The sequence below is a fragment of the Bradyrhizobium sp. USDA 4011 genome (genome assembly GCF_054063415.1).
Genome location: NZ_JBSSGG010000001.1, coordinates 898,745 through 925,256, shown reverse-complemented (window position 1 = coordinate 925,256; position 26,512 = coordinate 898,745). Strand labels below are relative to the sequence as shown.

The window sequence follows — 26,512 nt, the reverse complement described above, 5'->3', positions numbered from 1 at the left end:
ACCGCGACGAAAATGAGCGATGGTGACGTCTCACGGGGCACGTTGCCATCGTGTGGCGAAATCGAATTGCGAAGTGATCGCCACAGCGAAATGAAATGCAGATACGTTTTGGATCGCATTTGCATGCCGTCATCCTTGACGCTTCGGGTTCAGCATAGGAGCCGACGACCCTCGGTTCAAGCCGATCAGACGCCATTGCGGCATTGAGTAGCGGAGGCCGTTCCAATCCCGCGGCGCAGCATGGAAACCCCAACCGCGGCCCTCGTCGTTGACCCGGGTCAAGCGCGTGCATGCTATCCTGCAAGGCAACGGCGACGTGCCGGAGCCGACCCGTGAGCCGCCGATGAATTGGCTCTCAAATCTGTGCGTCATTGCCGCCCTATGGGCATTTGATTCAACGCCGGCGCAAGGTCAACTCGCGGGTCATGGCGGGCCCGTTCGGGCGATCGCGATCTCGAGCGATGGCAACAGTGCTCTGTCAGGCGGCTTCGATACATCAGCAATTCGATGGTCACTCAAGACCGAATCCGCGGAGCAAGTCCTTCGCTTTCACTCCGATGCAGTGAATGCGGTCGCTTTCCTGAAAGATGGACGAATGGCGACAGCCGGAGCCGACGCGCTGATCGCGATCTGGACACCCGGCCGGGAGCAGCCGGATCAGGTCTTCGAGGGCCATCACGGGCCAATCGTTTCGCTCGCCGTCTCGCCGGACGGAACCAAGCTCGCTACGGCATCGTGGGACCATACGGTGGGCGTCTGGTCACTCATCGGCGGCGCGTCGCAGATACTGAAAGGGCATACGCAGAACGTGAATGGAGTTGCCTTTACTGCGGACGGACGATCGCTGGTCAGCGTCGGTTACGACCGCGAGTTGAGGATCTGGCCGATGGTGGCGGCAACGCCGGATGTCGCCCTGCTTCCGTCGCCTCTCAACGCCGTGGCAGTCGCGCCCGACGGCGAGATCATAACGGGCGGAGGCGACGGAAAAGTACGGTTTCTGACGTCGAGCGGGCATGAGACCGGCGAGATTCTAGCCGGGTCGACCCCGATCGTCGCGTTGGCGATGTCCACGGACGGCACGTTGATCGCGGCAGCGGAAATTGGCGGAGGAGTTTCCGTCATCGACCGGAAGGCGCGGAGCATCGTGCAATCGTTCGCCACTCAGGGAGCGCCGGTTTGGGCGGTGGCATTCCTGCCCGCCACTGCAACGTTGCTGACGGGCGGCGCGGACGGCAGGATCCGGCGCTGGAACGCGCAGACGGGCGATCCCGTCGGCTCGTCGCCACAGGCTGCGCAAAGCGATCCCCTGGCAGCCTATGCCGGAGATCGTGGCGCCGACGTGTTTAGGGCGTGTGTTGCGTGTCACACGCTGTCCGCGGAGGAGCCGCAGCGCGCCGGCCCCACGCTCGATGGCTTGTATGGTCGCAGGATTGCGTCGTTGCCGGGATATCGCTTCTCCGACGCGCTGACGAAAATGGATATCGTCTGGACTCCCGAAACGGTGGCAAGGCTCTTCGAGCTCGGTCCGAATACCTATACGCCGGGTACAAAAATGCCGGAGCAGCGGATCGGGTCGGTCGAGGACCGCAAGGCGCTCACGGATTTCCTGGGGCGTGCGACGTTGGGGCGACGATAGCGGGCCGTTGCGCAGATTTATGCGGTTAGAAGCCGGGCCATTTCTCTACCGGGAGGTTCGTTAGGTTTGGATGCTCCTTGATCAAGCGAACAATGTCGACGTTTGGATGTTGCTTCAGGGCCTCGGAGACGCAATTGTTCACGTATTTCCGGCGCGCGAGCCATTTGACCTTCCTGCCCTTCGCCTCCGCCTTGCAGGTAACGATCGCGTGTTTCAGGGCGACCTTGTCGGCGTTCGACAGGCGCGCGGCTTCGACGGGCGCCGGGATCATCGCTGCGCCAAGGGCAACTCCAACGGCAATGAACGCAAAATGAGCTTTGGTGAGATGAGACATGGTGCGCCTTCCCAAGTGTGCTGGTCCCAATTGGTTCTAGTTCTTGGTTTTCCGTTCGCGCAGATAATCGTCTGTCGTGCGAGGCGCCGCGCGTTGTGGCACGCCGGCAAACGGGTCGAACTGCTGCTCGCTCATGGTGATCACGCGGCAATCCGCGCACATTCGTACCGTATCGAGCCGCTTGTCGCCGGCGGGATACATCCAGTGCCGGCCCTCGAGTTTCGCTGCGATCTTCTCAATCGTGCTCTTCACGCCAAACGGCTTGTTGCAGCGGATGCAAAGCGCCGGCTCTTCCTCCTTGATGATCGTCGCGGGAGCCCTGGCGGCACGGAAGTCGATCTGCGGTCTGAGCGTGATCACCTTTTCCGGGCAGGTGCTCTGGCACAATCCGCATTGCACGCAGGCATCTTCGACGAATTTGAGCACAGGACGTTCGGGATCGTCGCGCAGCGCACCGGTCGGGCAGACCGATACGCACGACAGACATAAGGTGCATCCCTCCACATTGACACTGATCGCGCCGAGTGGTGCGCCTTCAGGCAGCGCGATGACGTCGACCGGCGAAGGCGCCAGGCGGTGCAACTCGTGAAGCGCGAGGCGAAGCAACTCGCGCTGTTTGCCGACGGACCGGAAGCTCGCGGGATGCTCGACGGTCGGCGCCGGCTCGATTGACCAGAGCGCCTTGCCGAGTGCGTCGGGATCGTCGGTTTCGATTGCTTCGACCCTACGTCCTTTCAACCCAAGTCCGGAGATAATCGCATCGGCCATCGCGATCGTCTTGAAGAGGCCGGCGACGTCATGCCGCGGCTTTGCGCGAAGCAGAAAGCGTATCCCGGCCGCAGCATAGGTGAAGGAAGCGACGACGGCCTCGAGTCCAACCTGCGTCACCTCGTTCACCGCGAGCGGCAGCACGCTGGCCGGAAGCCCGTCGCCATGACGGGCGAGCGCATCGATCAGCGCAGTGTCGTGCTGGCTATCGTGAAACAGGACGACGGCATTGGCGCCGCCGGCTGCGTGATAGGACAAAAGCATCGCGCGCAATTTGTGCAACAGCGTGTCGGCCGGCGGCAGGGTATAGGTTGCCGCGCCGGTCGGACAGGCGGCGGCGCATTGGCCGCATCCGGCGCAGACCTCCGCATTGATCCTGACGTGATCGCCATCCGGCGTGATCGCCCCGGATGGGCAAAGATCGAGGCAGCGATGACAACCGGTCAGCTTCGACCGCGAATGCACGCAGAGCTCTGCGGTGAAGTTGACGTATTGCGGCTTGTCGAAGCTGCCGACGAGATCGCGGGCCTTGAGTACCGCGCGCAGCATCGCGGGCGGATCGCCCGGGTCGGCGCGGAGATAACCCTCGCGCAGGTCATGCGCGGGAAAAAGCGGCGTCCCGCCGGAAAGATCCAGGACGAGGTCGCAGCGCGACGTCAGGCCGTTGCGCGGCCCCTCGAACAGCAGCGTGTCGCGCGAGGAGGGGCGAGGCGCGGCATAGTCGTCGATCACAAGCTCGAAGGCGCCCAAATGTCCCTTGGCGTTGCGAATCGTTCCCCTGACGATCGGGAACGACGTCGTCGCCGGCGGTGCAATCTGCGCTGGCCTCGTGATCATGACCGTTACGTCGAGGTGATCTGCCAGCAGTTGGCCCGCTTCAACCGCGACGTCGTCGCGGCCATAGATCAGGATCACGCCCTCGCTCGACAAGGTGACAAACGGGTAGGGCGGCGCGGGCTCGGACGCTGCAGCGAGCAGCCCTGCCATTTTCGGCCCCGCCTGTCGCCCTGCCAGGGACCATCCTGCGGTCTCCCGGATGTTGACGAACTCCGTTCTTTCCGAGCGGCCCTCCATCGCATCGGCAAACAGCGGCGCCTCCTGGGTGCAGCAAATGATCATTGGCGCCGCGACCTTCGCTGCATCGCGAAACCGATCCAGCTCGGCTCGACACAGCTGTCGGAATTCGGCGATCTCGCTGTTGCGACATCCGCGCTTGATCGTTGTGGTGTCGAGACGCATCGTGTCTTCGCACGAGCAGATCAGGATCGTCTTCGGCGAATCCGGCATACGCGGCTATTCACCTCCCAAAGCGGTCGGAGAACGAGGGGCGGACTCGCGCCGTCCCCTTTGCTCGGATAAGCTATTATCACACGGGAAGAAATGGAAGCTGGAGGTCCGTCTGTCGCCGACCGTCCGCACGTGCTCATCGATCTTGGAGCCCGTTGACCTGCCTCCGCCGTTCACGCTGGTGAGGCTGCGCGAGACGCGCGATGCCTTCGCCCATGCCATCGGCATCGCGGAGGAAAGCGGGGCAGGTACACTGACCTATGTGGGGCGCTTCGATCTTGCTGAGTTCGCCGTCGTGCTCGAACCCGGCGAGCCCTTGTGCACCGCGCGCCGCGCCTTCTATGCCGCCATGGTGGCATTGACCGACGCCTTGCGCGCCTACGCACCGCCGAACAAGCAGGTCGCCATCGACTGGCCGGATGCGGTCCGTGTCGACGGCGGGCTCGTCGGTGGTGGCCGGCTTGGCTGGCCATCGTCTGCGAAAGAGGATGAGCCGCCGCGTTGGTTGGTGTTCGGTGCCATGATCCGGACGGTTGCGATGACCGAGGCGGACGCGGCCGTCCACCCACTCGCTTCGGCGCTCGACCAGGAGGGCTTTGGCGAGGCCGGCGCGGTTCAGATCACTGAAAGCTTTGCGCGGCACCTGATGCTCGCGACCGAAACCTGGCAAATCGACGGTTTTGACGCAGTCGCCCGTGAATTCCTGAACCGGCTGACGGACGAACCGCAGACCTCTCGCGCGATCGCTGACAACGGCGATCTTCTGGTGCGCCGGGTCGGAGCAGATCGAACCGAGCGGCGCGATTTGAGGAAATCCCTCCTATCGTCCTCGTGGCTCGATCCGAAGCTCGGAGGGCCGCGCCTGTGAAGCTCTTGCGCACCATTGCGCTCGATCCGTCCGACACGTTCGTATTCGACGTGCCGGCGGAGCCCGGCGAATGGGCGGTGCCGGGCGCGTTCCGCTTCCTTGATCGAGATTTGGCGCAGCTGGACGGTAAGGACCGTTCCGCGTTCCGCGGCGGTTTTCTCGGAGTGCAATCCTGGGGTTGGTCGACGCTGACGCAGATCGTTCCAGCGACCGCGGACGATCGCCGCGCGCTGGTGGAACTCCTTGCGAAGCGGCTGGTCGAACGGTTCGGTGCGCCGGATCTTGCAACCGCGCGCGGGGCGGCAGAAGAGGAGGTTGCCTTTGCGCAATCGCTCTGTGCCCATCCGGTTAGCACGCTGATTGCGGTCCACCGCTCGGTGCGCGATGGCGAGGTTCGCGAGTCCTTCCGAAGCTTGCGGCTGCGCGAGGGGCAGAGGCACGGCAAGGCGTTCTCGTTCATGGAAGTGGAGGATGACGTCGAACGAGGCGGCGATCTTAATCTTGCCGAGATGACCAAGGAGCCAGAGAGATGAAGGATTTCTGGATCGCCTGCGGCCACCATCTGCTCGACCGCAACGCGAGCGGCGCGCTCGTTGTCACCGATGAATACCTGAAGGCGTATTTCGCGCGCCCCGAGCTGATGCCGCCGGACAACGCGTGCGCGGTCGAGCGTCGCTTGCACCGGCAATTGCTGGCCGATCCGCGCCTCCCGGTCGGAGACGCGGAGGTAGCCGCGATCGGCGATGCCGACGCGCAGGAAAACTGGCAGTTCGTGCTGGCATTTCGTGACCTCCTGCTGCGCCATCCGACGCTGGAGGCGGCCTATCTCGCGACGGTTCGTTCAGGCTCGGTCAATCTGCCGCCGCTGTTCATGAACCAACTGGTGCATGTGATCCTGCGCAATGCGCTTGATCGCTGCGAGGATCCGTTTCAACTCCGCGCGGCCGAGTTGTTCTTCCGGCCGCAGCGGGTCCTGCCGCACGAGCATTTGCTGCTCGTGGGCGACGATGAAATCCTTGGCGGGCGTAGCCCGACGCCGGTGCTGTCGCTGATGTCCATGCTGGGCGCGACGAACGATACCCAACTCGACGTTCTCAGCGAGGAGAACGCCAACGGCTATTGGCAACGCAGTGACCAGTTCGATATGGCGCTTGATCTGACCGGCCGAGGGCGCGGGCAGGTCGCGCTGGCCGGCGCAATGCGGCGCTGGATCTTGCATCTGCTCGGGATCGCTGTGACGATCGAGCCGCTGGCCGAATTGCGCAACGCGGAACTCACCTGGTATGTGGGCCTGGATTCCGAGGCGACCCGCATCGGTGACCGGCTTTGGCAGGGTGAATCCCTCGACGACCGCACCGCGGGGCGCGTGCTGGCGCTGTTTCGGCTGAGCTTTGCGGATCCCGGCCTGATTGTCGACGCCGCGGGGCGCATGCCGGCCTATCTGATCCTCGCGATGACGTCCGATCAGGTCGTCCGGATGAAACCCCAGAACTTGCTAACGGGGTTGCCAATCAAGCATCTGGAGGCCGTGACGTGAGCCCCGTCGTCGAGCCGCTGGTCCGTATCTCCGTCGGCGTCGTAGTCGAGCGCCGCAGAGCGGATTCTCCGTGGATCGACGTCGTCTGGCGCGGCGTCGCGGTGCTGCCGGATGAGCCGGAGATGACGCCGTGGACGGTGATCCGCGAGCAGGATGGAGTGACGCTGTTTTACGCCGGCAGTGCGACAGTCGATCTCTACCGCTCGGAAACCGATCGCTACCGCGACAATCTCACCTCCGGCGCGCCAAGCATCTGGATCGTGTTGAGCCCTGCCGAGAGAGCCTCGCCCTACCTCCTTTCCGCGGTCACGGCCGATCCCGCCGAAGGGGAAGCGTTCACGGGGGCCGGTGCCAATCTCGTCGAAGCGGTGCCGATGCCTGAGGTGCTGCGCCAGGCGATTGAAGATTTCATCGCCGAGCACCACGTCGAGAAGGAGTTCTTCAAGCGCGAGCGGAGCCGCGCCGATCCGGAAGCGCTGGCGCAACGGCGCCACGAAGGTGAGCACGAATGAGCGAAGACCACTTTCTGGCGCGCTGGTCGCGACGCAAGCAGGCCGCGAGGGACGGCCACGACGAACCGAGGCCCGAACAACCCGCCGAGGCGAATGCGCCGGCGGCGGCCGGCCCTGACGTGGCGGAGCCCTGTCCGACCGAGTTGGACTTGTCGAGCCTGCCGTCCATTGAATCGATTGATGCCGCGACCGACGTCTCGGCCTTCCTTCGCAAGGGCATTCCTCAGGAATTGAGCCGTGCCGCGCTTCGCCGCGCCTGGAGCGCCGATCCTGCCATTCGCGATTTCACGGGGCTGGCGGAAAACGCCTGGGACTTCAACGACCCGGCTGCCATGCCAGGCTTCGGTCCGCTGGACTATTCGGCCGAGCAGGTTGACGCACTCGTCCGCCGCGTTGTCGGGGACCTCGTGCAGGCCGCCGAGAACGCGACCAACCCGATCGAAGGGGCTGTCGAAGGCGCCACGAGACCGGCCGTCGCTTCGGTCGACGATTTGGTGCAAGCATCAAATCCGGTAAAGGCGCGCCCGGATCTCCCACTGTCCGATGAGCCCGCAACCGCGGAATTGCTCCCAAGCTCTGCTGCACCGCAACTGCTAGGCCCGGGCGACGAGACCGCCATTCAGCGGCGCACACATGGTGGCGCGCTACCTCGATAGGCTGCGACCAAATGCTATAGCCGTAGGCTATGCGCATCGATTGACCGCTTCCCAGCTCCCGAATAGTCTTTGTTAAACAAACGCAATCAAGCGCTTGGCCCCGAGGATGGGAGGGCGGCGTGCGCGATGCGGGCCTTGAAAGTGCCATCGATGCTGCGGGCGGTGTAGCCCAGCTAGCCCGGAAAATCGGTATTGCCCAGCCCTCGGTGTCGAACTGGAACCGGGTGCCGGCGCAACGCGTGATTGCAGTCGAAATCGCGACGGGCATCTCGCGAAAAATTCTTCGTCCCGATCTCTATAGCGAGCTTGCGATATCGGACATGCTCGATCCGATCGAAGCCGGACGCGCGCAGGAATACGCACTGCTTGCGACCCTGCTCTCGTCGGCGCCGTCGCAAGACTTCCTTGAGAAGATCGCGCAACTGAACGGCGATGTGACGCCGCTGGGTCGCGCCCACTCCGCTCTTGCGGAGGCCGCTTCGATCGCGGTCGCAACCGAGGTCGAGCGCGAATATTTTGACCTGTTCGTTGGCGTTGGGCGCGGCGAACTGCTGCCCTACGCGTCCTACTATCTGACCGGCTTCCTCAATGAGCGCCCGCTGTCGCGACTTCGTCACGATCTGGCCGCGCTTGGCATCGAGCGGGTGGAGAGCAATCCAGAACCCGAGGACCATGCGGCGACGCTATGCGAGATCATGGCCGGCCTTGTGGCTGGTCGTTTCCCGGCGTCGCTCGCAGCACAGCGCGCCTTCTTCGAGAAGCATGTTTCGCGCTGGATCGGACGTTTGTTCGCTGACATGGCGAAGGCCGAACGCGCCAAGTTCTATCGAGCGGTCGGGACGCTGGGATGCGTGTTTTTGGAGATTGAAACAGAGGCCTTCAAGTTCGCCAATTGACTGGGTGCCCGTCCAGGAGAGGTGCAATGAGCGATGAGAAGAAAATGACGGAAGGCCGCCGCGACTTCCTTCGCAAGGTCGGAATCGGCACGGTTGGTGCAGGCGCCGCGTTGGCCACCCCCTTGATCGCGCCGGCGCAAGCCGACAGCGAGACCGAAGCTGAGAAGCGCAAGGCCCGCTACAAGGAAACCGACCATGTGAAGGCGTACTATCGCGTCAATCGCTATCCACGGTAAGGGAGGCGGCCATGCTGATCAGGAGAACACAGCGTTCCGATTCCGACCGACATGGATCCGTCGCGGCCCTCCTGTCCGGGCAGACCGGCGGCCTCGACCGCCGCACATTCCTGCGTCGGTCCGGTCTGGCCGGCGGTGCGCTCGCTGCGCTCAACACGCTGCCCCTCTGTGGCGTTCGCGAGGCAGAGGCTGCCGCCGCCGGGCCGCTGACCGCGGGTGCGACGGCGCGCAAGAGCATCTGTACGCATTGCTCGGTTGGATGCACCGTGACTGCGGAAGTGCTGAACGGTGTATGGATCGGCCAGGAGCCAACCTGGGATTCCCCGATCAATCGCGGATCGCATTGTGCTAAGGGCGCCTCCGTGCGCGAACTCGTGCACAGCGAGCGGCGGCTGCGCTATCCGATGAAGCTGGTGGGCGGGCAGTGGACCCGGGTCTCCTGGGAGGCCGCGATCAACGAGATCGGCGACAAGCTCCTGGACGTGCGCGAGAAGTCGGGTCCCGATTCCGTCTATTGGCTCGGATCGGCCAAGATGACCAACGAGGGTTCCTACCTATTCCGCAAGCTTGGCGCGTTCTGGGGCACCAACAACACCGACCATCAGGCGCGCATCTGCCATTCGACGACCGTCACCGGCGTGGCCAACACCTGGGGCTACGGCGCGATGACCAACAGCTTCAACGACATCCGCAATGCCAAGACCCAGATGATCATGGGCGGCAATCCGGCCGAGGCGCATCCGGTGTCGTTGCAGCACCTGCTCGAGGGCAAGGAACTGCAAAAGGCCAACTTTATCGTCATCGACCCGCGCCTGACGCGAACCGCGGCGCACGCGACCGAGTATGTCCGCATGCGGCCAGGCACCGACATTCCGGTGCTCTACGGTATGATGTGGCACATCCTGCAGAACGGCTGGGAGGACAAGGAATTCATCCGGCAGCGCGTCTATGGTTTCGACGATCTTCGCAAGGAGGTCGAAAAATGGAATCCGGAGGAGGTCGAGCGCGTTACCGGCGTTCCCGGTGAACAGCTCAAGCGTGTCGCGAAGATGTTCGCAACGGAAAAGCCGTCGACGCTGATCTGGGCCATGGGGCAGACTCAGAAGACGGTCGGCACCGCCAATGTGCGGGCGAGTTGCATCCTGCTCCTGATGACCGGAAATGTTGGCGGACCGGGCATGGGCGCCAACATCTTCCGCGGCCATGACAACGTTCAGGGAGCAACCGACGTCGGACTCGATATCGTCACGCTGCCGTTCTACTACGGGCTCGCCGAGGGCGCGTGGAAGCACTGGTCGCGCGTTTGGGAGGTCGACTATGACTTCCTGAAGTCGCGCTTCGACTCCAAGCAGATGATGGAAGCGCCCGGCATCCCGCTAACCCGCTGGTTCGAGGCGGTGACGCTGCCGAAAGACCAGGTCGCCCAGAAAGACAATGTGCGGGCGGTGTTCGTGCAGGGACACGCGTCTAACAGCATCACCCGCATTCCGGAATCCCTGAAGGGACTGAAGGCGCTCGACCTGCTTGTCATCGCCGACCCGCATCCGACCACCTGGACCTCGCTCGCGGTGGAGGCCGGGCGCAAGGACGGTCTCTACATTCTCCCGGTCGCCACCCAATTCGAGTGCAAGGGGTCCCGGGTCGCCTCGAACCGCTCGCTGCAGTGGGGCGAGCAGATCGTGAAGCCGATCTTCGAATCCAAGGACGACCTCGAGATCACCTATCTGCTGGCAAAGAAGTTCGGCTTTGCCGACAAGATGTTCAAGAACATCAAGGTCGAGAACAATCTGCCCGAGGCTGAGGATATCCTGCGCGAAATGAATCGCGGCAGCTGGTCGACCGGTTATTGCGGGCAATCGCCCGAGCGTCTCAAGGCCCATATGAAGAACCAGGCGAAGTTCGACATGCTGACGATGCGGGCTCCGAAGGACGACCCGGAAGTCGGCGGCGACTATTACGGCCTGCCCTGGCCGTGCTGGGGCTCGCCGGAGGTCAGGCATCCGGGCACGCCGCTTCTCTACAACACAAATCTCGGCGTGATGGATGGCGGCGGAACGTTCCGGCCGCGCTTTGGCATCGAACGCGAGGAGAAGCTGGCCGACGGCACGACACGGAAGGTCAGCCTGCTCGCCGACGGGTCCTATTCGAAGGATTCGGAAATCAAGGACGGCTATCCGGAATTCACGCTGGCGAGCCTGAAGAAGCTCGGCTGGGACAAGGATTTGACGGAGGCGGAGATGGCCACGATCAACAGGATCAATCCGGCCACTCCGGACGCGGTGTCGTGGTCGCTCGACCTTTCGGGCGGCATTCAGCGCGTCGCGCTGATGCACGGCTGCGTGCCTTATGGCAACGGCAAGGCGCGCATGAACGCGTTCGGCTTGCCGGATCCGATTCCGGTTCACCGCGAGCCGATCTACACGCCGCGCGTCGATCTGGTCGCCAAATATCCGACGCTTCCCGATGCCAAGCAGTTCCGCATGCCCAACATCGGGTTCTCCGTGCAGAAGGCCGCGGTGGAGAAGGGGATTGCCAAGCAATTCCCGCTCATCCTCTCCTCGGGCCGCCTGGTCGAATACGAGGGCGGCGGCGAAGAGACGCGAACCAATCCGTGGCTCGCCGAACTCCAGCAGGACATGTTCATCGAGATCAGCCCCGCCGATGCCGCCGATCGCGGCATCAAGGATGGCGGCTGGGTCTGGGTGAGCGGTGCTGAAAACAACTCGCGTGCCAGAATGAAGGCGCTGGTGACCGAACGGGTCGGGAAGGGCGTTGCCTGGATGCCCTTCCACTTCGGTGGTTGGCTCGCGGGCAAGGACCTTCGCGGCAATTACCCGAAGGGGACCGATCCGATCGTGCTTGGCGAAAGCGCCAATACGATCACGACCTACGGCTATGATCCTGCGACCAATATGCAGGAGACCAAGGTCACCCTTTGCCAGATCGTCGCAGCCTAGAGGAGCAACGCACATGGCTCGGATGAAATTCCTCTGCGACGCCGACCGCTGTATCGAGTGCAATGCCTGCGTCACCGCCTGCAAGAATGAGCATGAGGTGCCCTGGGGCATCAACCGGCGCCGCGTCGTCACAATCAACGACGGCAAGCCCGGAGAGCGATCGATCTCCATGGCTTGCATGCACTGCACCGATGCGCCCTGCGCGGCCGTCTGCCCGGTAAACTGCTTCTACACCACCGCCGATGGCGTCGTACTTCATTCCAAGGATCTGTGCATCGGCTGCGGCTATTGCTTCTACGCGTGTCCGTTCGGCGCGCCGCAATACCCGAAGATCGGCAATTTCGGCTCCCGCGGCAAGATGGACAAGTGCACGTTCTGCGCCGGCGGCCCCGAGGCCGACGGCAGCAAGGAGGAGTACGAGAAGTATGGGGCCAATCGCCTCGCCGAGGGGAAATTGCCGCTCTGTGCCGAGATGTGCTCCACGAAATCGTTGCTCGCCGGTGATGGCGAGATCATCGCCCAGATCTACAGGGAACGTGTGGTGAAGCGTGGCTACGGCTCGGGCGCCTGGGGCTGGAAAACCGCCTATCGCGAGACGATCGAATCCTGAAAGCGGGGTCGCGCTCATATACCGGGAGGAGCTCATGGCGTCTCTTGCAAAATACATCCGTCTCGCACTGGGCGCAGGGGCGCTTGCGTTGATGATCACGGTGTCGGTGCCGTCCATCGCCCAGCAGGTCAACCCGACCGCTAGCGCGGTGAAGGAGCAACAGCTTCTGCAGGAGTTCAACCGGATCCAGGGACGCGTCAGCATTCCCGATCAGCGGTCAGGCGTGCTGGAGCAGCCGGCGGGGCGCGAGTGGCGGGAATTTCGCAACGTCACCCTGCGCTGGATCGGCGGAGTTGCCATCCTTGGCATGCTCGTAGCGCTCGTCGCCTTCTATCTCATCCGCGGCACGGTCCGGCTTCAGGACGGAAGGTCTGGGCGTACGATCGTGCGCTTCGCCGCCTTTGAGCGCTTCGTGCACTGGATGACTGCGACCTGCTTCATCATTCTGGCAATCTCCGGACTGAACGTCACCTTCGGCCGTCCGCTGTTGTTGCCGCTGATCGGCCACGAAGCATTCTCCGAATGGTCGCAATGGGCGAAATACGCGCATAACTATCTGAGTTTCCCGTTCACCATCGGGGTGGTGCTGATCTTCCTGATGTGGCTTGGCGGCAATATCCCGAACAAGGTCGATGTCGAGTGGATCAAGCGTGGTGGCGGCATCGTGGGGCACGATCATCCGCCGGCCTATCGCTTTAACGCCGGGCAGAAGGCGGTCTACTGGATCGTCGTGATCGGCGGCGCTGCCGTTGCGATCACCGGATATGAGCTGATGTTCCCGTTCTACCTGTCCGGCATCGAAGGAATGCAAATGGCCGCGGTGGTCCACGCGATTGTGGCGGTGTTGTTCGTCGCGGTGATGCTGGCCCACATCTACATCGGCACCATCGGTATGCAGGGCGCCTTCGAGGCGATGGGCAGTGGCATCGTGGATGTCAATTGGGCAAAAGAGCACCACAGCCTGTGGCTGGAGGAGGAGACGCGCGCCGCAGCCAATGCGCGCTCGAAGCCGGCCGCCACGGCGGCAGAGTAGGAGCAACGCCGCATGCCCCGGGGGCGAAATCGCTAAAGCCGCACGGCCGTCGTTGCAAAGGCCTCTGCGACCGGCTCTTGCACGCGGTCAAGGACCGCGGCGCCGAATCCCGCCACGACGACAGCGGCCACGCAGGCGAGCAGGAAGGCTCTCATGGCAATCCTCCCAAAGAGGTCGAATGCAGCGAGATTACACAAAGTGGATCGTCACGGACAGCCGCGCCGCCGTCGAAACCCGGCATTCCCTTCGGTAAGAAACAGGCTCGTCGGATTTCGATTGCTTGAGCTAGCTCAAACTTGCCTATGATGGACAGGACAAACGAGCGCGTTTCCTGAATCATGTCAGCGTGTTGCGTAGGGACACGGTTCTTCATGTACCAGAACTGTACCAAGCGCTGTGGTGCGACGGCGCGACCAATCTCTCTGGCAACAATGCGGAAGGGAATCCCGCGATCAGCCTATCTCGAGGATCCCCAAGCACACGCCTTCTCGGGGCTGGTGCCACGACAATGAGGTAAAGCACGCCACGCCAAAGGCCTTGGTTGAATAAGCCCCGCGTTCGATGCCGTCGATCATCGACGCACATGGCCTCCATCTGGGGGTGGAATCGGGAAACATGCCGCCTCTGCTTCATATTGAAAGTTAGCATCCTAACGCAATATTTGATGCCCGCTCCAAGTCGGCATCAGTTGCGTCTTCGATCTTCAGCGAGTCCCGATTTTGATACATGCATTCATTGATACGTCCTGCCCGAGCGCATGTCCCAAATTTGTACCAACTCACCGGCCTAAGAGGCGCACCACTTGCTTCTTTTGCGGATTTCCCCTGTTTTTTCGCAGAATTCTGTGTATGTCCTATCCAGGACTGGACCGCTGAGATACATAAGTGACTGAAAATAAATGGAAATTTAGTTGTGCGCCTATGATGGATTGGACGGACCGGCATTGCCGGGTCTTCCATCGCCTGATGTCGCGGCGGGCGCGGCTTTATACGGAGATGCTGACCACGGGAGCCATCATCCACGGTGACCGGGCGCGGTTGCTCGGCTTCGATGCCAGCGAGCACCCGGTGGCGCTGCAACTCGGCGGTTCCGATCCGCGCGATCTCGCGGCCGCCGCGCAGATCGGCGAGGACTTCGGCTATGACGAGATCAATCTCAATGTCGGCTGCCCGTCCGATCGGGTGAAGGACGGCCGTTTCGGCGCCTGCCTGATGGCGGAGCCCGCGCTGGTCGCCGAGGGCGTTGCGGCGATAAAGCGCGCAGTGAAGGTTCCTGTCACGGTGAAGTGCCGGATCGGAATCGACGACCAGGATCCGGAAGTTGCGCTCGATACGCTGGCGCGCGGCGTGATTGCCGCGGGCGCGGATGCGCTCGTCGTGCATGCGCGCAAGGCCTGGCTCAACGGATTGTCGCCGAAGGAGAACCGCGACATTCCGCCGCTCGACTACGATCGCGTCTATCGCCTCAAGACAGCGCTGCCGGACGTGCCCATCATCATCAACGGCGGGATCACGAGTATCGCTGAAGCGAAGCAGCATCTGGCGCATGTCGATGGCGTGATGCTGGGACGGGCGGCGTATCAGGAGCCGTGGCGGCTGCTGACAGTCGATTCCGAGCTGTTCGGTGAAACGCCGCCGCACGCCACGATGAAGGACGTGTTCGCGGCGATGCTGCCCTATATCGAGCGGCAACTCGCCGAGGGCACGCGGCTGCATTCGATCACGCGCCACTTCGTCGGTGCTTTCCACGGCGTGCCCGGCGCGCGCGCCTTCCGCAGGCATCTCGCGGAGAACGGCGTTCAGCCGGGTGCCGGGACCGACGTGCTGCGCGAGGCGATCGCACGCGTCGACGATCGCGCCCTGGCGCCGGTCGCGGCCTGACGGCGCAGGCTATTGTCTGCGCTGACGCCGCGTGACGTCGTGTGCGACCTTCAGGAAGTTGAAGAGGTGCGGCATCCGGTTGTCGCGCCGGTAGTTCAGCGACAGCGCGGTGCCGGGATTATGTCCCTCATAGGCGCGATAGGCGACGCCGGGCCGGTCCGCCTGCGAGACGGATTGCGGCACCAGCGCGATGCCGACGCCAACCGACACCAGGCTGATCGCGGTCTGATAATCCTGCGCCAGCACCTGCGACTTCGGAATGAAGCCCTCTTCGAGGCAGATATTGAGGATGTGGTCGGCGAAGCTCGGGCGCGGCTTGCGCGGATAGAGGATGAAGGTCTCGGCCTTGAGCGCCGACAGACGCGTGACCTGCTGCTCGAGCAGCGGCGAGGTGTCGGACAGTGCGAGGATCAGCGGTTCCTGCAGCAGCGGCTCCGACTTCAATTCCTCGTCGTCGAGCGAGGGGCGGGCGACGGCGATATCGATCTCGCGCTGGATCACCGCGCGCTTCTGCTCGGCGTTGTTCATCGCCGACAGTGCCAACTCGACGTCGGGATAGGCCGAGCGAAACGCCTTGATCACGTTGGGCAGCACGCCATAGGTCGCCGATCCGACGAAGGCGACGCGCAGGTGACCCGAAAAGCCTTCTCCGATCCGCTTGATTTCGCGGTGTGTCCGGTCGAGCCGCTCCAGCACATCGCGTGCACGCTCCAGCAGAACGCTGCCGGCCTGGGTCAGCCGGATCTGGCTTCGGCTCCGGTCAATGAGCATGACGCCGAGATCGCTCTCCAGCTGCGCAATCTGCCGGCTGAGCGGCGGCTGGGCGATCGCGAGCCGTGATGCGGCGCGTCCGAAATGCAATTCCTCGGCGACGGCGACGAAGTAGACCAGTCGCCTCAGATCCATGACGTCGTCGCGATCGGTCACGGTCAGTCGAATATTTGTCCGCGCGCTTCGGCGGAAGCTGCGGGAAAGGCCTGCCGGGTTTGATATCGCGTGGTCATCGGCGCATGATCGAGACGGTGGTTCCGGCGGGAAGACTGGGCGGGCATCCATGGATTGTCAATTGTCCGCGGGGACGACGCATCTGGCTAGTCCTTCCGGGCGAAGGCGCGGATCTTGTCCTCGTCGACCTCGACACCGAGGCCCGGGCCATCGGGCACGCAGATCTCGAACGCGTCGAATCTGATCGGGTTGACCACGAGATCCTCCACGAGGATCCGCGGACCGAAATGCTCGCTGCCCCATTCGAGCCTGGGCAGGGTGGCGAATGCGGCGAGATGCGCAGCCGCGCCGATGCTGCTCTCCAGCAGGCAGCCGCCATAGAGCTCGAGGCCATGCGCGGCCGCGACCGCGGCGGCACGCTTCATCTCGAACAGGCCGCCGCTCTTCACCAGCTTCAGCGAATAGACGCTGCCGCAACCCATCGTGGCGACGCGGGCGATCTCCTCCTTGGTGAAGGCCGCTTCGTCGACCAGCAACGGAATGGAGGTGCGCGCCGCGACACGCGCCATGGCTTCCAGCTGCAGCGCTGACACCGGCTGTTCGACCAGAGCGACGTCCAGTTCCTCAAGCGCCGGCATGAAGCGGATGCATTCGGCCTCGGTCCAGCCCTGGTTGACATCGACGATCAGGCGCGCCTCGTCGCCGAGGCCGGCACGCAGCGTCTGCAAGCGCTTCAGATCCGCCGGTGGGCGGTTGAAGCCAAACTTGACCTTGAACTGGCGGTGTTCGCGGCGCCGCAGCTTCTCCTTCGCTTCCTCCAGCTCCTGGCCACTGTCGCCCGAGGCCAGCGCCCAGATCACTTCCATGCGCTGGCGAACCGCACCCCCGAGCAGCGCGCTGGCGGGGAGGCCGAGCGTCTTGCCGGCGGCGTCGAGCAGGGCGGATTCGATCGCGCCCTTGGCTGCGAAATTGCGGGTGGCGGCCTTGCCCATGCGCAAGGCATTGGCTTCGAAGGCGAGGGCAGGCTGTCCGAGCAGCGCCGGCGCCAGGTAATTCGTGACCGCAGCCTTGATCGATTCCACGCTCTCTTCAGCCCAGCGCGGCCCGCCGAGTGTCGAGGCTTCGCCGATACCCGTCACGCCGTTGTCGAGCAGCACGCGCACCAGAACGAAGCCCTGATGCGTGACCTCCGTGTTCGAAAGCTTGTGCCGCCGGCGGGTCGGCGCTTCCACGATGGTGGCGCGGATACTGCGGATCGCAGTGTCTCTTGCGAAGTTCCGCACTTGCTCCACGGGCTCGGCGATTTCGATCACGGCACGGCTCATTTGTCCTCGCAGGTCAGTTCAAGGTGAACCCTGCCAGGCCTCGGGCCTGGCAGGGTGTAACGCGTATCACTCGGCCGCGACGAGCCGCTCGACCGCCGCCTTCTTGAGCTTGAAGTCGAAATCGAGAACGAGATCGGTGTCGGCGCCGGCCGGCGCCTTGGCGAACTTGCCGATCAGGCTCTGCTTCACGGCGAACACCGAGTCGTTGTCGAGATACTTGGTCTCGGAATCGTAGATCTGCGAGATCAGCGATTGATAGCCGTCCTTGGAGAGCATGAAGTGGATGTGGCCCGGACGCCAGGGATGGTGACCCATGTACTTCAGGAGCTCGCCGCCGGCGCCGTCATAGGGAATCGGATACGGCTCGGGACGGAGCGCGACGAAAGCGTATTCGCCGTTGGCATCGGTCGTGAACCGACCGCGCAGATTATAGGCGGGTTGCTCGGGGTCTTGCAGGTCATAGAGCCCGTTTGGCGCGTCCTCCCAGACGTCGATTGTGACGCCCTCGATCGGCCGGCCCGCGGTGTCGCTGATGCGCCCGCTGACCTTCACGGTCTGCGCGTTGTCGAACGTCTTCTTGATGATGGAAGCGCCCTTGGGCAGCACCGGCGGGTTCTCCCGGTAGAACGGCCCGAGCACGGTGGACTCGCTCTCGCCGTCGGTCACCCGGTGGTCGAGCATGTCGACCAGCACCTCGACGCCGAGAATATCCGCGATCAGGATGAACTCGTTGCGCTTCTCGTCCGAGATGTCGCCGGCGCGCCGCAGGAATTCGCACGCGGCGAACCACTCGGCGAAGGTCAGGTCGACCTCCTTGCAGAAGGCGTGCATGTGGCGGATCAGGCTCGTCATGATCTGACGGTTGCGATCCGGAATGTCCTTCGAGAGCGCGGCGATCACATGGTCGGTGATGGTGTCCTTGTTGACGTTCAGCATGGTCATTTCCTCCTTTTCTTGCAGTTTGCTCAAACTTGCATCCCCGTTTTCGGGAATATCGGCTGGCGGTCTCACCAGACAAATTCGTAAGCAGCATTCTCCAGCGTCGCGGGCGCCGGATGCGGGTCGGCCAGGCCGCCGAAGCGGCCGCGGCAGAACAGCAGCGGCTTTTTGCCGGGCTCCAGCGACATCTCGCGGACATGGCCGAGGAAGATGGTGTGGTCGCCTGCGACGATCTCATCCGCAAGATCGGTCACGAAATACGCCGCCGCGTTGGCGATGACCGGCAGCTCGTTGCGACGTTCGAAGATGTGGCAGAGGTCGAGCCTGGGCTTGCCTGCGAAATGCCAGGCAAGATCTTCCATGCCTTCGGCGAGCACGCTGATCGCGAACCGGCCGGTGTTCTGGATGTTGCAAAGCATCTTCGCGCTTTTCGCGATCGAGATCGCGACCAGCGGTGGATCGAGCGAGACCGACATGAAGGCGTTGGCCGTCATGCCGTGGTCGCGGCCCTCGCAATGCGTGGTGATAATGGTGACGCCGGTGCCGAACTGGCCGCAGGCGTTGCGCAGCTCGCGCGGATCGATGGCGGTCATTGGTTGGCGACCTCCAGTTTGGCCAAGCCGGAGCGATTGGCTGGTGGCGCGGTCACGATATCCCGCCAGTTTTCCAGCGCCGCTGCGGCGGCCGCAAGGCCGGATCGCCGAAGCGTGCGGATCCGGCTGCTGGAGACGATCTCGCCGTTGCCGCAGCGCACCGGCGGCAGGATGCGCGTGTCGAAATGTTGCCGCAGCAGCTGAGCGGTGCCACCCTTGCAGGACCCAAAACGGAAATCCTCGCCGACGATCACTTCACGCGGTTGCAGACGCTGCAACTCGGCGAGGAAATCGGCCGCGGAGCGCCGGACGTAGATCTGGTTGAAATCGGCGACGACGACATGGTCCGGTGCGAATGTTGCGATGCGCTCGAGCTTTTCGCGCAGCGAGATCAGCGCCTCGGCCTGGCCGAAATACACCTTCGGCGGAGGATCGAAGGTGTAGACCACAGCCGGAACGCCGCGGCGCTGCGCTGCCGCAATCGTCTGCCGGAGCAGTTCCTGATGGCCGCGGTGAACGCCGTCGAACGCGCCGATGGTCACGACACTGGCCGTGAGGGCCAATTCGCCATCGCGATGGAAAGCGACAGCAGCGCTGTCAAAACCTCTGCCCAGACCTTTGCCCAGATCCTTGTCCATGGCTCGCTCCGGTTTTCGCTCCCTTGCCGTGCTGCGCGATTGCTCCGTCAGCTGCGGCGTTGCGTCGGCCGGTCGATCATGCGTCGTCCGGTCCGTACCACCTGAGTCATAGCCCGAGCCGCGACGGTTCGCGCGGTATGGTGTGATACCTTTCGCCCGCTCCGGCTGAGCGCGTAGCTTTTCCACCGATGTCACGCCGACCAAGAGCGTGACGGCATGGTCCGGGCCGGTATGGCAACGCCGCCGGTCCAACGACACAAGCGGAGGAGAAACTCATGACTACAGCAGCTGCCCTGCGGGCCGACGCGCCTGCGTCAACCACCAGCGTCTATACCGGCGCGGAATTCCTGGACAGCATTCAGGATAGCCGGGAGATCTACATCTACGGCGAGCGCGTCAAGAACGTCACCCAGCACCCCGCCTTCCGCAACTCGGCGCGGATGGTGGCACGTTGGTACGACCGCTTCCACGAGAAGAAGGATCAGATCGGCGTTCTGACCGACACCGGCTCCGGACAGCTGACCCATCCGTTCTTCCTGGGCTCGCGTACGGCCGATGACCTGATCAAGGGCCGCGACGCGATCGCCGAATTGCAGAAGGTCGCGTATGGCTGGATGGGCCGCTCGCCGGACTACAAGGCGGCGTTCCTCGGAACCCTGGGCGCGAATTCGGGCTTCTATGGCGAATACGCCGGCAACGCGAAGAAATGGTATGCCCGGACCCAGGAGCGGCTCGACTTCTGGAATCACGCCATCGTCAACCCGCCGATCGATCGCGATCGCGCCATCGAGGACGTGCGCGACGTCTTCATGCATGTCGAGAAGGAGACCGACGCCGGCCTGATCGTCTCGGGCGCGAAGGTGGTTGCGACGGGCTCGGCGCTGACGCACTACAATTTCATCGCCCACTACGGCATCCCGATCAAGGACAAGTCGTTCGCGCTGATCTTCACGGCGCCGATGGACGCCGAGGGCGTCAAGCTGATCGCCCGCTCGTCCTATGAATTCACGGCGGCCGCGACCGGCTCGCCGTTCGACTACCCGCTGTCGAGCCGCTTCGACGAGAACGACTCGATCCTCGTTTTCGACAAGGTGCTGGTGCCCTGGGAGAACGTCTTCGTCTATGGCGACGTCGACAAGATCAACCAGTTCTTCCCGGCGTCGGGGTTCATCCCGCGCTTCACGCTGCATGGCGTGACGCGGCTGGCCGTCAAGCTCGACTTCATTGCCGGCCTGTTCTCGATGGCGGTGGAGGCGACCGGATCGAAGGATTTTCGCGGCGTGCAGACGGCGGTGGGCGAGGTGATTGCCTGGCGCAATCTGTTCCACGGCATTTCGGATGCGATGGTGAAATCGCCGATCGCCTGGCAGGGGACCGAGGGTTACAATCTGCCCAACCTGAACTACGGGCTGGCCTATCGTGTGTTTGCGCCGATGGCCTATCCGCGGATCAAGGAGCTGATCGAGCGCCACGTCGCAAGCGGCCTGATCTATCTTCCGTCAAGCTCGGCCGACCTCGAGAGCGAGGCGATCAGGCCTTATCTCGACCGCTTCGTGCGCGGCTCCAACGGCTACGCCGCGATCGACCGGATCAAGCTGCTCAAGCTGCTTTGGGACGCCGTCGGATCTGAATTCGGTGGCCGCCACGAGCTGTACGAGCGCAACTACGCGGGCAATTACGAGAACCTGCGTGTCGAGACGCTGATGGCCGCGAGCGCCACCGGCGACCTCGGCGCCATGCAGGATTTCGTGCGCAACTGCATGAGCGACTACGACGTCTCCGGGTGGACGGCGAAGGATCTCGTCAATCCCGACGATATCAATCTGGTCAGCCGCGGTCTGGTGCAAGGCTGACGACAGGGCTGACGATCTGGTAGACAGAGCGATGGAGCCGCCGCGGTCGCGCGGCGGCTCCATTCCGTTTTCGTACTACCGCTTCATCGCTTGCAGAGAGAGTTGATCATCATGCTGTTTCACGTCGAAATGGACGTGCGGATTCCGCACGATCTCCCGGCCGAAAAGGTCGATGCGCTGAAGCAGGCGGAACGCGTCCGCGCCATGGAGCTGCAGCGCAAGGGGGCCTGGCGCCATCTGTGGCGGGTGGCTGGACGCTACGCCAATGTCAGCATCTTCGATGTGTCGGGCGCGCAGGAATTGCACGACATCCTGTCCAGCCTGCCGCTGTTTCCGTTCATGGAGATCCGCGTCACGCCGCTATGCCGGCATCCGTCGTCGATTCACGACGACGACCGCTAGGGCTAGTCGACAACCGTGCGCGGGCGCCGGTGACGGGCCGTGGTGTTGATGCTGCCGGTGACGTCGGGATATCCGGTGAGGCTCAGCGTATCGGAACGGACCCCCCAGCTTTCGAGCCGGTCGAGGAAGCTCATGCCGAGCAGGTTGGTCTTCATCTGGCCGCGTTGCACCACCAGCGCAGGCACCGATTTCTCGACCAGCTTGCCGACCGCGAGACGATCGAGCGTCAGCCGTGCCGCCTTGGTGTGACCGCCGGCGGTCTCCAGGTCGACATTGTATTCGAGCATGTCGGTCGGCAACCCGATCGCCTTGGCGGTTTCCCAGGTCAGCACGACCGAGGTCGCGCCGGTGTCGATCACCATCGGTGCGCTGACGCCGTTGATCTTGGCGCGGAACGCGAATTCGCCGCCCTGGCTGCGCACAATCTGCACCGCGGGGGCAGGGGGGGAGGCCGGCGCGGCGATGCTGCGGCCGAAGATCTGGGTCAGATTCTGCCTGGCGCGCGCGATCTGGTCGGGATCGCCGTAGGCGACAACGGCGCCGGCGGTTGCCATCAGCAGCAGGATGACAAGGAGGATGCGGGTCACGGTGCGGCTCCGGTCGCGGCGATGGTCACGCGCGCTTCGGATGCGGCTCCATGCGCGCGAGCCCGGCCTCGGCCATCCGCGCCGGCAATGTCGTCATGACAGACAGCCGCTCCGCGCGGTCCATCTTGTGCCAGCGTGCGATCTCCGGGAGCGTGCGACCACAGCCGAAGCAGAGCTTCGTCCTGGGGTCCATCATGCAGACTGCGATACACGGCGTTTCTGAGCTCATTCTTCAACTGTTGAACCGTTTCACCCGCCAGCGCAAGCCGGTCGGATCGGGATGCGCCATCACGCCCCGGCTTTTTGTCGCGAGCATGGTCCTGGCGCAAACGCCTTGCGTCTATGGGCAGCGAAAACCGCGTCACGATCTTCCGCGACATGCTCTACAACCCGGTGCCGGCACTCATGATCGACTTGCGGCGCACACGTTTCCGGTCGGCGCCCATCGAGGGTTCGGCGGGCTCCGGCTGCATCGGCGGCGCTTCTTCCGTCATCGGCGCCAGCGCGCTCATCACCCGCTCCGGCGGCAAGGTCACGATCACCTCGGTGCCGATGCGCAGCTTCGATTTCAGCGTGAAGGTGCCGCCATGCATGTCGATCAGGCTCTTGGCGATCGGCAGTCCAAGGCCCGCGCCCTGTTCCGCCGACTTGATCGAGTTGGAGCCCTGGCCGAACGAGGCCAGCACGACCGGGATCTCGTCCTCGGCGATGCCGCTTCCGGTGTCCTTGACGCTCAGATATTGCCCGCCCGACGCGGTCCAGCCGACCTTCAGCCAGATCTCGCCGCCCTGCGGGGTGAACTTGATCGAGTTGGAGAGCAGGTTGAGCACGACCTGGCGGATGGCGCGCTCGTCGCCCCAGATCCGGGGCATGCCATGCTCGAACACTTCGTGGATGGTGATGCCGCGGCTGGAGGCGCGCAGCTTCAGCAGATGGTGGCAGTCGGCGACGACATGCACCAGCGCCACGGCCTCTTCGTTCAGCTCGTAACGGCCGGCCTCGATGCGCGACAGATCGAGGATCTCGTTGATGAGATTGAGCAGGTGCACGCCGGAATTATGGATGTCGGCGGAATATTCCTTGTAGACCGGCACCGCGTGCGCACCAAAGATCTCGCTCTTCATCACCTCGGAGAAGCCGAGGATGGCGTTGAGCGGCGTGCGCAGTTCGTGGCTCATCTGGGCCAGGAAGCGCGACTTGGCGACGTTGGCGGATTCGGCGCGGTGCCGCGCTTCGTCGGAGATCGCCTTGGCCTGTTCCAGTTCGCCGATCAGCGCGTCCTTTTCGGCGCGGGCTTCCAGTGTCGCCAGCGTGGTCGAATGCAGCCGATGCGCCAGCAGCGCGAAATAACCCTCGGCGGCAAGCGCAAGCAGCGCCAGCACGTAATTGTCGAACGCGCCGTTGAGCACGAGGTCGAGCGCAATCCCGACCGTCACCGGAACGGTCGCCGCGAGGGCTGCGATCGGCAGGCTCGCCGCCAGCATGCTGGAGACCGCGATCACCAGCAGCATCAGGAACATCATCAGCGTGTTGGAGGAGAGATCGCGCCCGGCGGGGTGGATCAGGATCGCGGTCCAGCACAGGCCGTAGAGCAGATCGAGCAGCACGAAGCGGGTCCGCCATTTGCGGGTCACCGCGACCGAGGTCGGCTCGGCGAGGAAGCGGGCGCAGCTGCGGATGATGGCGAGATGGACGCCGAGGATGCCCACCGTCCAGGCGGCGGCCACGATCGGCTTCATCCAGAGGCCAAACAGGACGCCGGTTGCCACCACGAGCAGCATCACGACGTAGGATGCCGACATCCGGGTCTGGGCATATTGCCGGAGCAGTTCGGCGTCGAACGCCGGGCGGGTTCCACTGGTTGACGTTAACCGATCGCGCGCCTCGCGCACCCGCTGCGCGGCAACGCGCCGGCTGTTGACCGGCGCTGCCACCTGAGGTCCTGCCGGGAGCTGCACAACTTCAGGCTTTTCTGCGGGTTTACTCATCAACAACACAAATCCTGCGCGCGAACCGCGCGCGCCTTTTGCATTGTCTATCTCTGACGCCAATTCATTAAGCGTTACCTTAAAGAGCTAAAGAAATGCGTTAACCGGAGGTTAAATTAACTTTTGCCCGGGCGCCGCGCCGTTGCGCAATGTCTGGGCGCAATCGCGTCAGGAGCAGCGCCGACCAAAGTCGAGCGGCCACGCCGCTGGGGCAGGATTACGGTGACAGTGCACTAAACCGCCAACTAGAAGTTGAGTGCACTGTCGCCGTAATTGAGGGCGCCCGCACAATTTCGGAATAATGGAAGTGTGTCCCTGATTTGCCCGACGTGTCAAGTTGCCATATCGAATGCCGGCGGCCGGCCAGCTACTTTGCATGGGGTTGTTTTCGATATTTTGGCACCGCGACCTACAAAGGGGAATTCTCCTTCGCGAGACGGCGCCGCATCGCAGGTGACCCGCCCGCGCGGGTCACCTGGCCGTATGCGAAGAGGCGCTAGCGCTGCAACCGCGCCAGCAGGCTCGACGTATCCCAGCGCTTGCCGCCCATCTTCTCGACCTCGGCATAGAACTGGTCGACCAGGGCGGTCGCCGGCAGCGTGGCGCCGTTGCGGCGGGCTTCCGCCAGCGCAATCGAGAGGTCCTTGCGCATCCACTCGACCGCGAAGCCGAAATCGTACTTGCCCTCGTTCATGGTCTTGTAGCGATTTTCCATCTGCCAGGACTGCGCCGCGCCCTTGGAGATGGTTTCGATCACGGCGGCGACGTCGAGGCCACTCTTCTTGGCGAAGTGGATGCCCTCGGACAGGCCCTGCACGAGGCCTGCGATGCAGATCTGGTTGACCATCTTGGTCAGCTGGCCGGCGCCCGCCGGCCCGAGCAACTTGCACATCCGCGCATAGGCGCCGGTGATGATCGGCTCGGCGCCCGCATAGGCGTCTTCGCTGCCGCCGCACATCACCGTCAGCACGCCGTTCTCGGCGCCGGCCTGGCCGCCCGACACCGGCGCGTCGACGAACTTGAAGCCGGCCTTGGTGGCGGCAGCATCGAGCTCGCGGGCGACCTCGGCGGAGGCGGTGGTGTGATCGACGAAGGTCGCGGCCTTCTTCATGCCGGCGAAGGCGCCGTCGGGGCCGATCGTGACCGCGCGCAGGTCGTTGTCATTGCCGACGCAGCACATCACGAAATCCTTGCCTTCGGCGGCGGCCTTCGGGGTCGGCGCCGTCTTGCCGCCGAACGTGTCGGCCCATTGCTTCGCCTTCGCCGCGGTCCGGTTGTAAACGGTGACCTCATGGCCGCCCTTTTTCACGAGGTGTCCCGCCATCGGGAAACCCATTACGCCGAGACCGAGGAAAGCGACTTTAGCCATGTCTGTTACCTTGTGATTTGCCGTGGTGATCGCCCTTGGGACCGCCGGAAAACGTCGCGGCGGGGAGGGCATTCCGTCCATGGAAGGAGCCGCACCATACCCCCTGCGCAGCGGAGGGCAACGGCTTCGTTGGATGGCAGACCCCGGTTTTGTGCTAGGATCGGCTCACCAAAGAACCTCACAAAAAAGGGAGTGTCTCGCATGGGCGTGAGCGTCGGTGTGCTCGATCATTTCAATATCCGGACCCGGAATCTCGCCGCCACGGTGCGGTTCTATGAGGACATTCTGGGCCTGGAAAAGGGGGCGCGGCCGAACTTCGCGTTCCCGGGTGCGTGGATGTACAGCGAGGGCAAGGCGGTCGTGCATCTGGTCGATATTTCCGCGACCGACGAGGCGCAAAAGCCTGACTCGGGCGTGGTCCATCACGTCGCCTTTGCCAGTCAGGGCTTTGACGGGATGCGGAAGCGGCTGCAGTCCAAGGGCATGGAATTCGACTCGCGCCAGGTTCCCGGCGGGGACCTCTGGCAGATCTTCGTGAACGACCCCAACGGGGTCATGATCGAGCTGAACTACGAGGCCGCCAAGGAAGGCGGCTCCGCAGCGCCGGCCGAGCGGCGCGACGACGTCGGAGCGAGGTAGCCTTTTGCGCTGCAACGCTCTATG

The 26,512-nt window shown here is 63.6% G+C and carries 27 protein-coding genes; 15 read left to right on the top strand and 12 right to left on the bottom strand.

What is annotated here, in order from left to right; all coding sequences use genetic code 11:
• Positions 1–343: 343 nt before the first annotated feature.
• Entirely contained in the window at positions 344–1,636 is a 1,293-nt protein-coding gene (locus ACVW1C_RS04610) for a c-type cytochrome (protein WP_456762996.1), read from the top strand.
• 25 nt (positions 1,637–1,661) lie between these two features.
• On the opposite strand, the gene ACVW1C_RS04605 is transcribed toward ACVW1C_RS04610, so the two are convergent.
• Together ACVW1C_RS04605 and ACVW1C_RS04600 are read right to left on the bottom strand one after the other, a co-directional pair.
• Complete coding sequence (locus ACVW1C_RS04605) at positions 1,662–1,985, bottom strand: hypothetical protein (protein WP_456757370.1); 324 nt, start codon at positions 1,983–1,985, stop codon at positions 1,662–1,664.
• Positions 1,986–2,006: 21 nt separating this feature from the next.
• Positions 2,007–3,725, bottom strand: a complete 1,719-nt coding sequence (locus ACVW1C_RS04600) for a 4Fe-4S binding protein (RefSeq protein WP_456757369.1) — start codon at positions 3,723–3,725, stop codon at positions 2,007–2,009.
• A 49-nt stretch (positions 3,726–3,774) separates the two neighbouring features.
• Here ACVW1C_RS04600 and ACVW1C_RS04595 point away from each other — a divergent pair, with 49 nt between their 5' ends.
• From ACVW1C_RS04595 to ACVW1C_RS04550, 10 genes are all read left to right on the top strand, one after another.
• On the top strand, positions 3,775–4,893 hold the full coding sequence (locus ACVW1C_RS04595; protein ID WP_456757368.1) for a biotin/lipoate--protein ligase family protein: 1,119 nt from the start codon (positions 3,775–3,777) through the stop codon (positions 4,891–4,893).
• Positions 4,890–5,426, top strand: coding sequence for a DUF6505 family protein (locus ACVW1C_RS04590; protein WP_207830509.1), 537 nt, complete (start codon positions 4,890–4,892; stop codon positions 5,424–5,426). The genes ACVW1C_RS04595 and ACVW1C_RS04590 overlap by 4 nt, the downstream gene beginning before the upstream one ends.
• A complete protein-coding gene (locus ACVW1C_RS04585; protein WP_456757367.1) occupies positions 5,423–6,430 on the top strand; it encodes a DUF6352 family protein in 1,008 nt (335 codons plus the stop codon). The genes ACVW1C_RS04590 and ACVW1C_RS04585 overlap by 4 nt, the downstream gene beginning before the upstream one ends.
• Positions 6,427–6,942, top strand: coding sequence for a DUF3305 domain-containing protein (locus tag ACVW1C_RS04580; RefSeq protein WP_456757366.1), 516 nt, complete (start codon positions 6,427–6,429; stop codon positions 6,940–6,942). The genes ACVW1C_RS04585 and ACVW1C_RS04580 overlap by 4 nt, the downstream gene beginning before the upstream one ends.
• A complete protein-coding gene (locus ACVW1C_RS04575; RefSeq protein ID WP_456757365.1) occupies positions 6,939–7,598 on the top strand; it encodes a DUF3306 domain-containing protein in 660 nt (219 codons plus the stop codon). The genes ACVW1C_RS04580 and ACVW1C_RS04575 overlap by 4 nt, the downstream gene beginning before the upstream one ends.
• A gap of 119 nt (positions 7,599–7,717) precedes the next feature.
• Entirely contained in the window at positions 7,718–8,494 is a 777-nt protein-coding gene (locus ACVW1C_RS04570) for a Cro/CI family transcriptional regulator (RefSeq protein ID WP_456757364.1), read from the top strand.
• Between the two features lie 26 nt (positions 8,495–8,520).
• Positions 8,521–8,730 (top strand): twin-arginine translocation signal domain-containing protein, encoded by a 210-nt coding sequence (locus tag ACVW1C_RS04565; protein ID WP_456757363.1) that lies wholly within the window; start codon positions 8,521–8,523, stop codon positions 8,728–8,730.
• Positions 8,731–8,741: 11 nt separating this feature from the next.
• Positions 8,742–11,687, top strand: a complete 2,946-nt coding sequence (locus ACVW1C_RS04560) for a formate dehydrogenase subunit alpha (protein ID WP_456757362.1) — start codon at positions 8,742–8,744, stop codon at positions 11,685–11,687.
• Between the two features lie 13 nt (positions 11,688–11,700).
• Positions 11,701–12,297 (top strand): formate dehydrogenase FDH3 subunit beta, encoded by a 597-nt coding sequence (gene fdh3B, locus ACVW1C_RS04555; RefSeq protein ID WP_207830490.1) that lies wholly within the window; start codon positions 11,701–11,703, stop codon positions 12,295–12,297.
• Positions 12,298–12,331: 34 nt separating this feature from the next.
• Complete coding sequence (locus tag ACVW1C_RS04550) at positions 12,332–13,330, top strand: formate dehydrogenase subunit gamma (RefSeq protein ID WP_456757361.1); 999 nt, start codon at positions 12,332–12,334, stop codon at positions 13,328–13,330.
• Between the two features lie 32 nt (positions 13,331–13,362).
• On the opposite strand, the gene ACVW1C_RS04545 is transcribed toward ACVW1C_RS04550, so the two are convergent.
• Entirely contained in the window at positions 13,363–13,485 is a 123-nt protein-coding gene (locus tag ACVW1C_RS04545) for a hypothetical protein (RefSeq protein ID WP_456655184.1), read from the bottom strand.
• Positions 13,486–14,214: 729 nt separating this feature from the next.
• Here ACVW1C_RS04545 and dusA point away from each other — a divergent pair.
• The gene (gene dusA / locus ACVW1C_RS04540) at positions 14,215–15,210 is read left to right on the top strand and encodes a tRNA dihydrouridine(20/20a) synthase DusA (protein ID WP_456757360.1); all 996 of its coding nucleotides are present in this window, start codon (positions 14,215–14,217) and stop codon (positions 15,208–15,210) included.
• Positions 15,211–15,219: 9 nt separating this feature from the next.
• Here dusA and ACVW1C_RS04535 read toward each other — a convergent pair whose 3' ends face one another.
• From ACVW1C_RS04535 to ACVW1C_RS04515, 5 genes are all read right to left on the bottom strand, one after another.
• The gene (locus ACVW1C_RS04535) at positions 15,220–16,137 is read right to left on the bottom strand and encodes a LysR family transcriptional regulator (protein ID WP_456757359.1); all 918 of its coding nucleotides are present in this window, start codon (positions 16,135–16,137) and stop codon (positions 15,220–15,222) included.
• A 164-nt stretch (positions 16,138–16,301) separates the two neighbouring features.
• Positions 16,302–17,480 (bottom strand): muconate/chloromuconate family cycloisomerase, encoded by a 1,179-nt coding sequence (locus ACVW1C_RS04530; protein ID WP_456757358.1) that lies wholly within the window; start codon positions 17,478–17,480, stop codon positions 16,302–16,304.
• Between the two features lie 66 nt (positions 17,481–17,546).
• Positions 17,547–18,416: an intradiol ring-cleavage dioxygenase gene (locus ACVW1C_RS04525; protein ID WP_456762995.1), complete on the bottom strand. Its 870-nt coding sequence runs from the start codon at positions 18,414–18,416 to the stop codon at positions 17,547–17,549.
• A 71-nt stretch (positions 18,417–18,487) separates the two neighbouring features.
• Positions 18,488–19,012 carry a flavin reductase family protein gene (locus ACVW1C_RS04520; RefSeq protein ID WP_456757357.1) on the bottom strand — a complete coding sequence of 175 codons (525 nt, stop codon included), beginning with the start codon at positions 19,010–19,012 and terminating at the stop codon, positions 18,488–18,490.
• The gene (locus tag ACVW1C_RS04515) at positions 19,009–19,836 is read right to left on the bottom strand and encodes a hypothetical protein (protein WP_456757356.1); all 828 of its coding nucleotides are present in this window, start codon (positions 19,834–19,836) and stop codon (positions 19,009–19,011) included. Before ACVW1C_RS04515 ends, ACVW1C_RS04520 begins: the two co-directional genes overlap by 4 nt.
• An 89-nt stretch (positions 19,837–19,925) precedes the next feature.
• On the opposite strand from ACVW1C_RS04515, the gene ACVW1C_RS04510 reads away from it, so the two are divergent.
• Both ACVW1C_RS04510 and catC read left to right on the top strand, forming a co-directional pair.
• Entirely contained in the window at positions 19,926–21,503 is a 1,578-nt protein-coding gene (locus tag ACVW1C_RS04510) for a 4-hydroxyphenylacetate 3-hydroxylase N-terminal domain-containing protein (RefSeq protein ID WP_456757355.1), read from the top strand.
• Between the two features lie 111 nt (positions 21,504–21,614).
• Positions 21,615–21,905 carry a muconolactone Delta-isomerase gene (catC, locus tag ACVW1C_RS04505; protein ID WP_456757354.1) on the top strand — a complete coding sequence of 97 codons (291 nt, stop codon included), beginning with the start codon at positions 21,615–21,617 and terminating at the stop codon, positions 21,903–21,905.
• A gap of 2 nt (positions 21,906–21,907) precedes the next feature.
• On the opposite strand, the gene ACVW1C_RS04500 is transcribed toward catC, so the two are convergent.
• The 4 genes from ACVW1C_RS04500 to ACVW1C_RS04485 form a co-directional block, all read right to left on the bottom strand.
• Positions 21,908–22,492, bottom strand: a complete 585-nt coding sequence (locus ACVW1C_RS04500; protein WP_456757353.1) for a TIGR02281 family clan AA aspartic protease — start codon at positions 22,490–22,492, stop codon at positions 21,908–21,910.
• A gap of 25 nt (positions 22,493–22,517) precedes the next feature.
• On the bottom strand, positions 22,518–22,721 hold the full coding sequence (locus ACVW1C_RS04495; protein WP_456757352.1) for a DUF1289 domain-containing protein: 204 nt from the start codon (positions 22,719–22,721) through the stop codon (positions 22,518–22,520).
• Positions 22,722–22,875: 154 nt separating this feature from the next.
• Positions 22,876–24,480 carry a sensor histidine kinase gene (locus ACVW1C_RS04490; RefSeq protein ID WP_456757351.1) on the bottom strand — a complete coding sequence of 535 codons (1,605 nt, stop codon included), beginning with the start codon at positions 24,478–24,480 and terminating at the stop codon, positions 22,876–22,878.
• A gap of 496 nt (positions 24,481–24,976) precedes the next feature.
• Positions 24,977–25,849, bottom strand: coding sequence for an NAD(P)-dependent oxidoreductase (locus ACVW1C_RS04485; RefSeq protein ID WP_456757350.1), 873 nt, complete (start codon positions 25,847–25,849; stop codon positions 24,977–24,979).
• Between the two features lie 201 nt (positions 25,850–26,050).
• Here ACVW1C_RS04485 and ACVW1C_RS04480 point away from each other — a divergent pair, with 201 nt between their 5' ends.
• Positions 26,051–26,488 carry a VOC family protein gene (locus ACVW1C_RS04480; protein ID WP_456757349.1) on the top strand — a complete coding sequence of 146 codons (438 nt, stop codon included), beginning with the start codon at positions 26,051–26,053 and terminating at the stop codon, positions 26,486–26,488.
• Positions 26,489–26,512 lie beyond the last annotated feature (24 nt).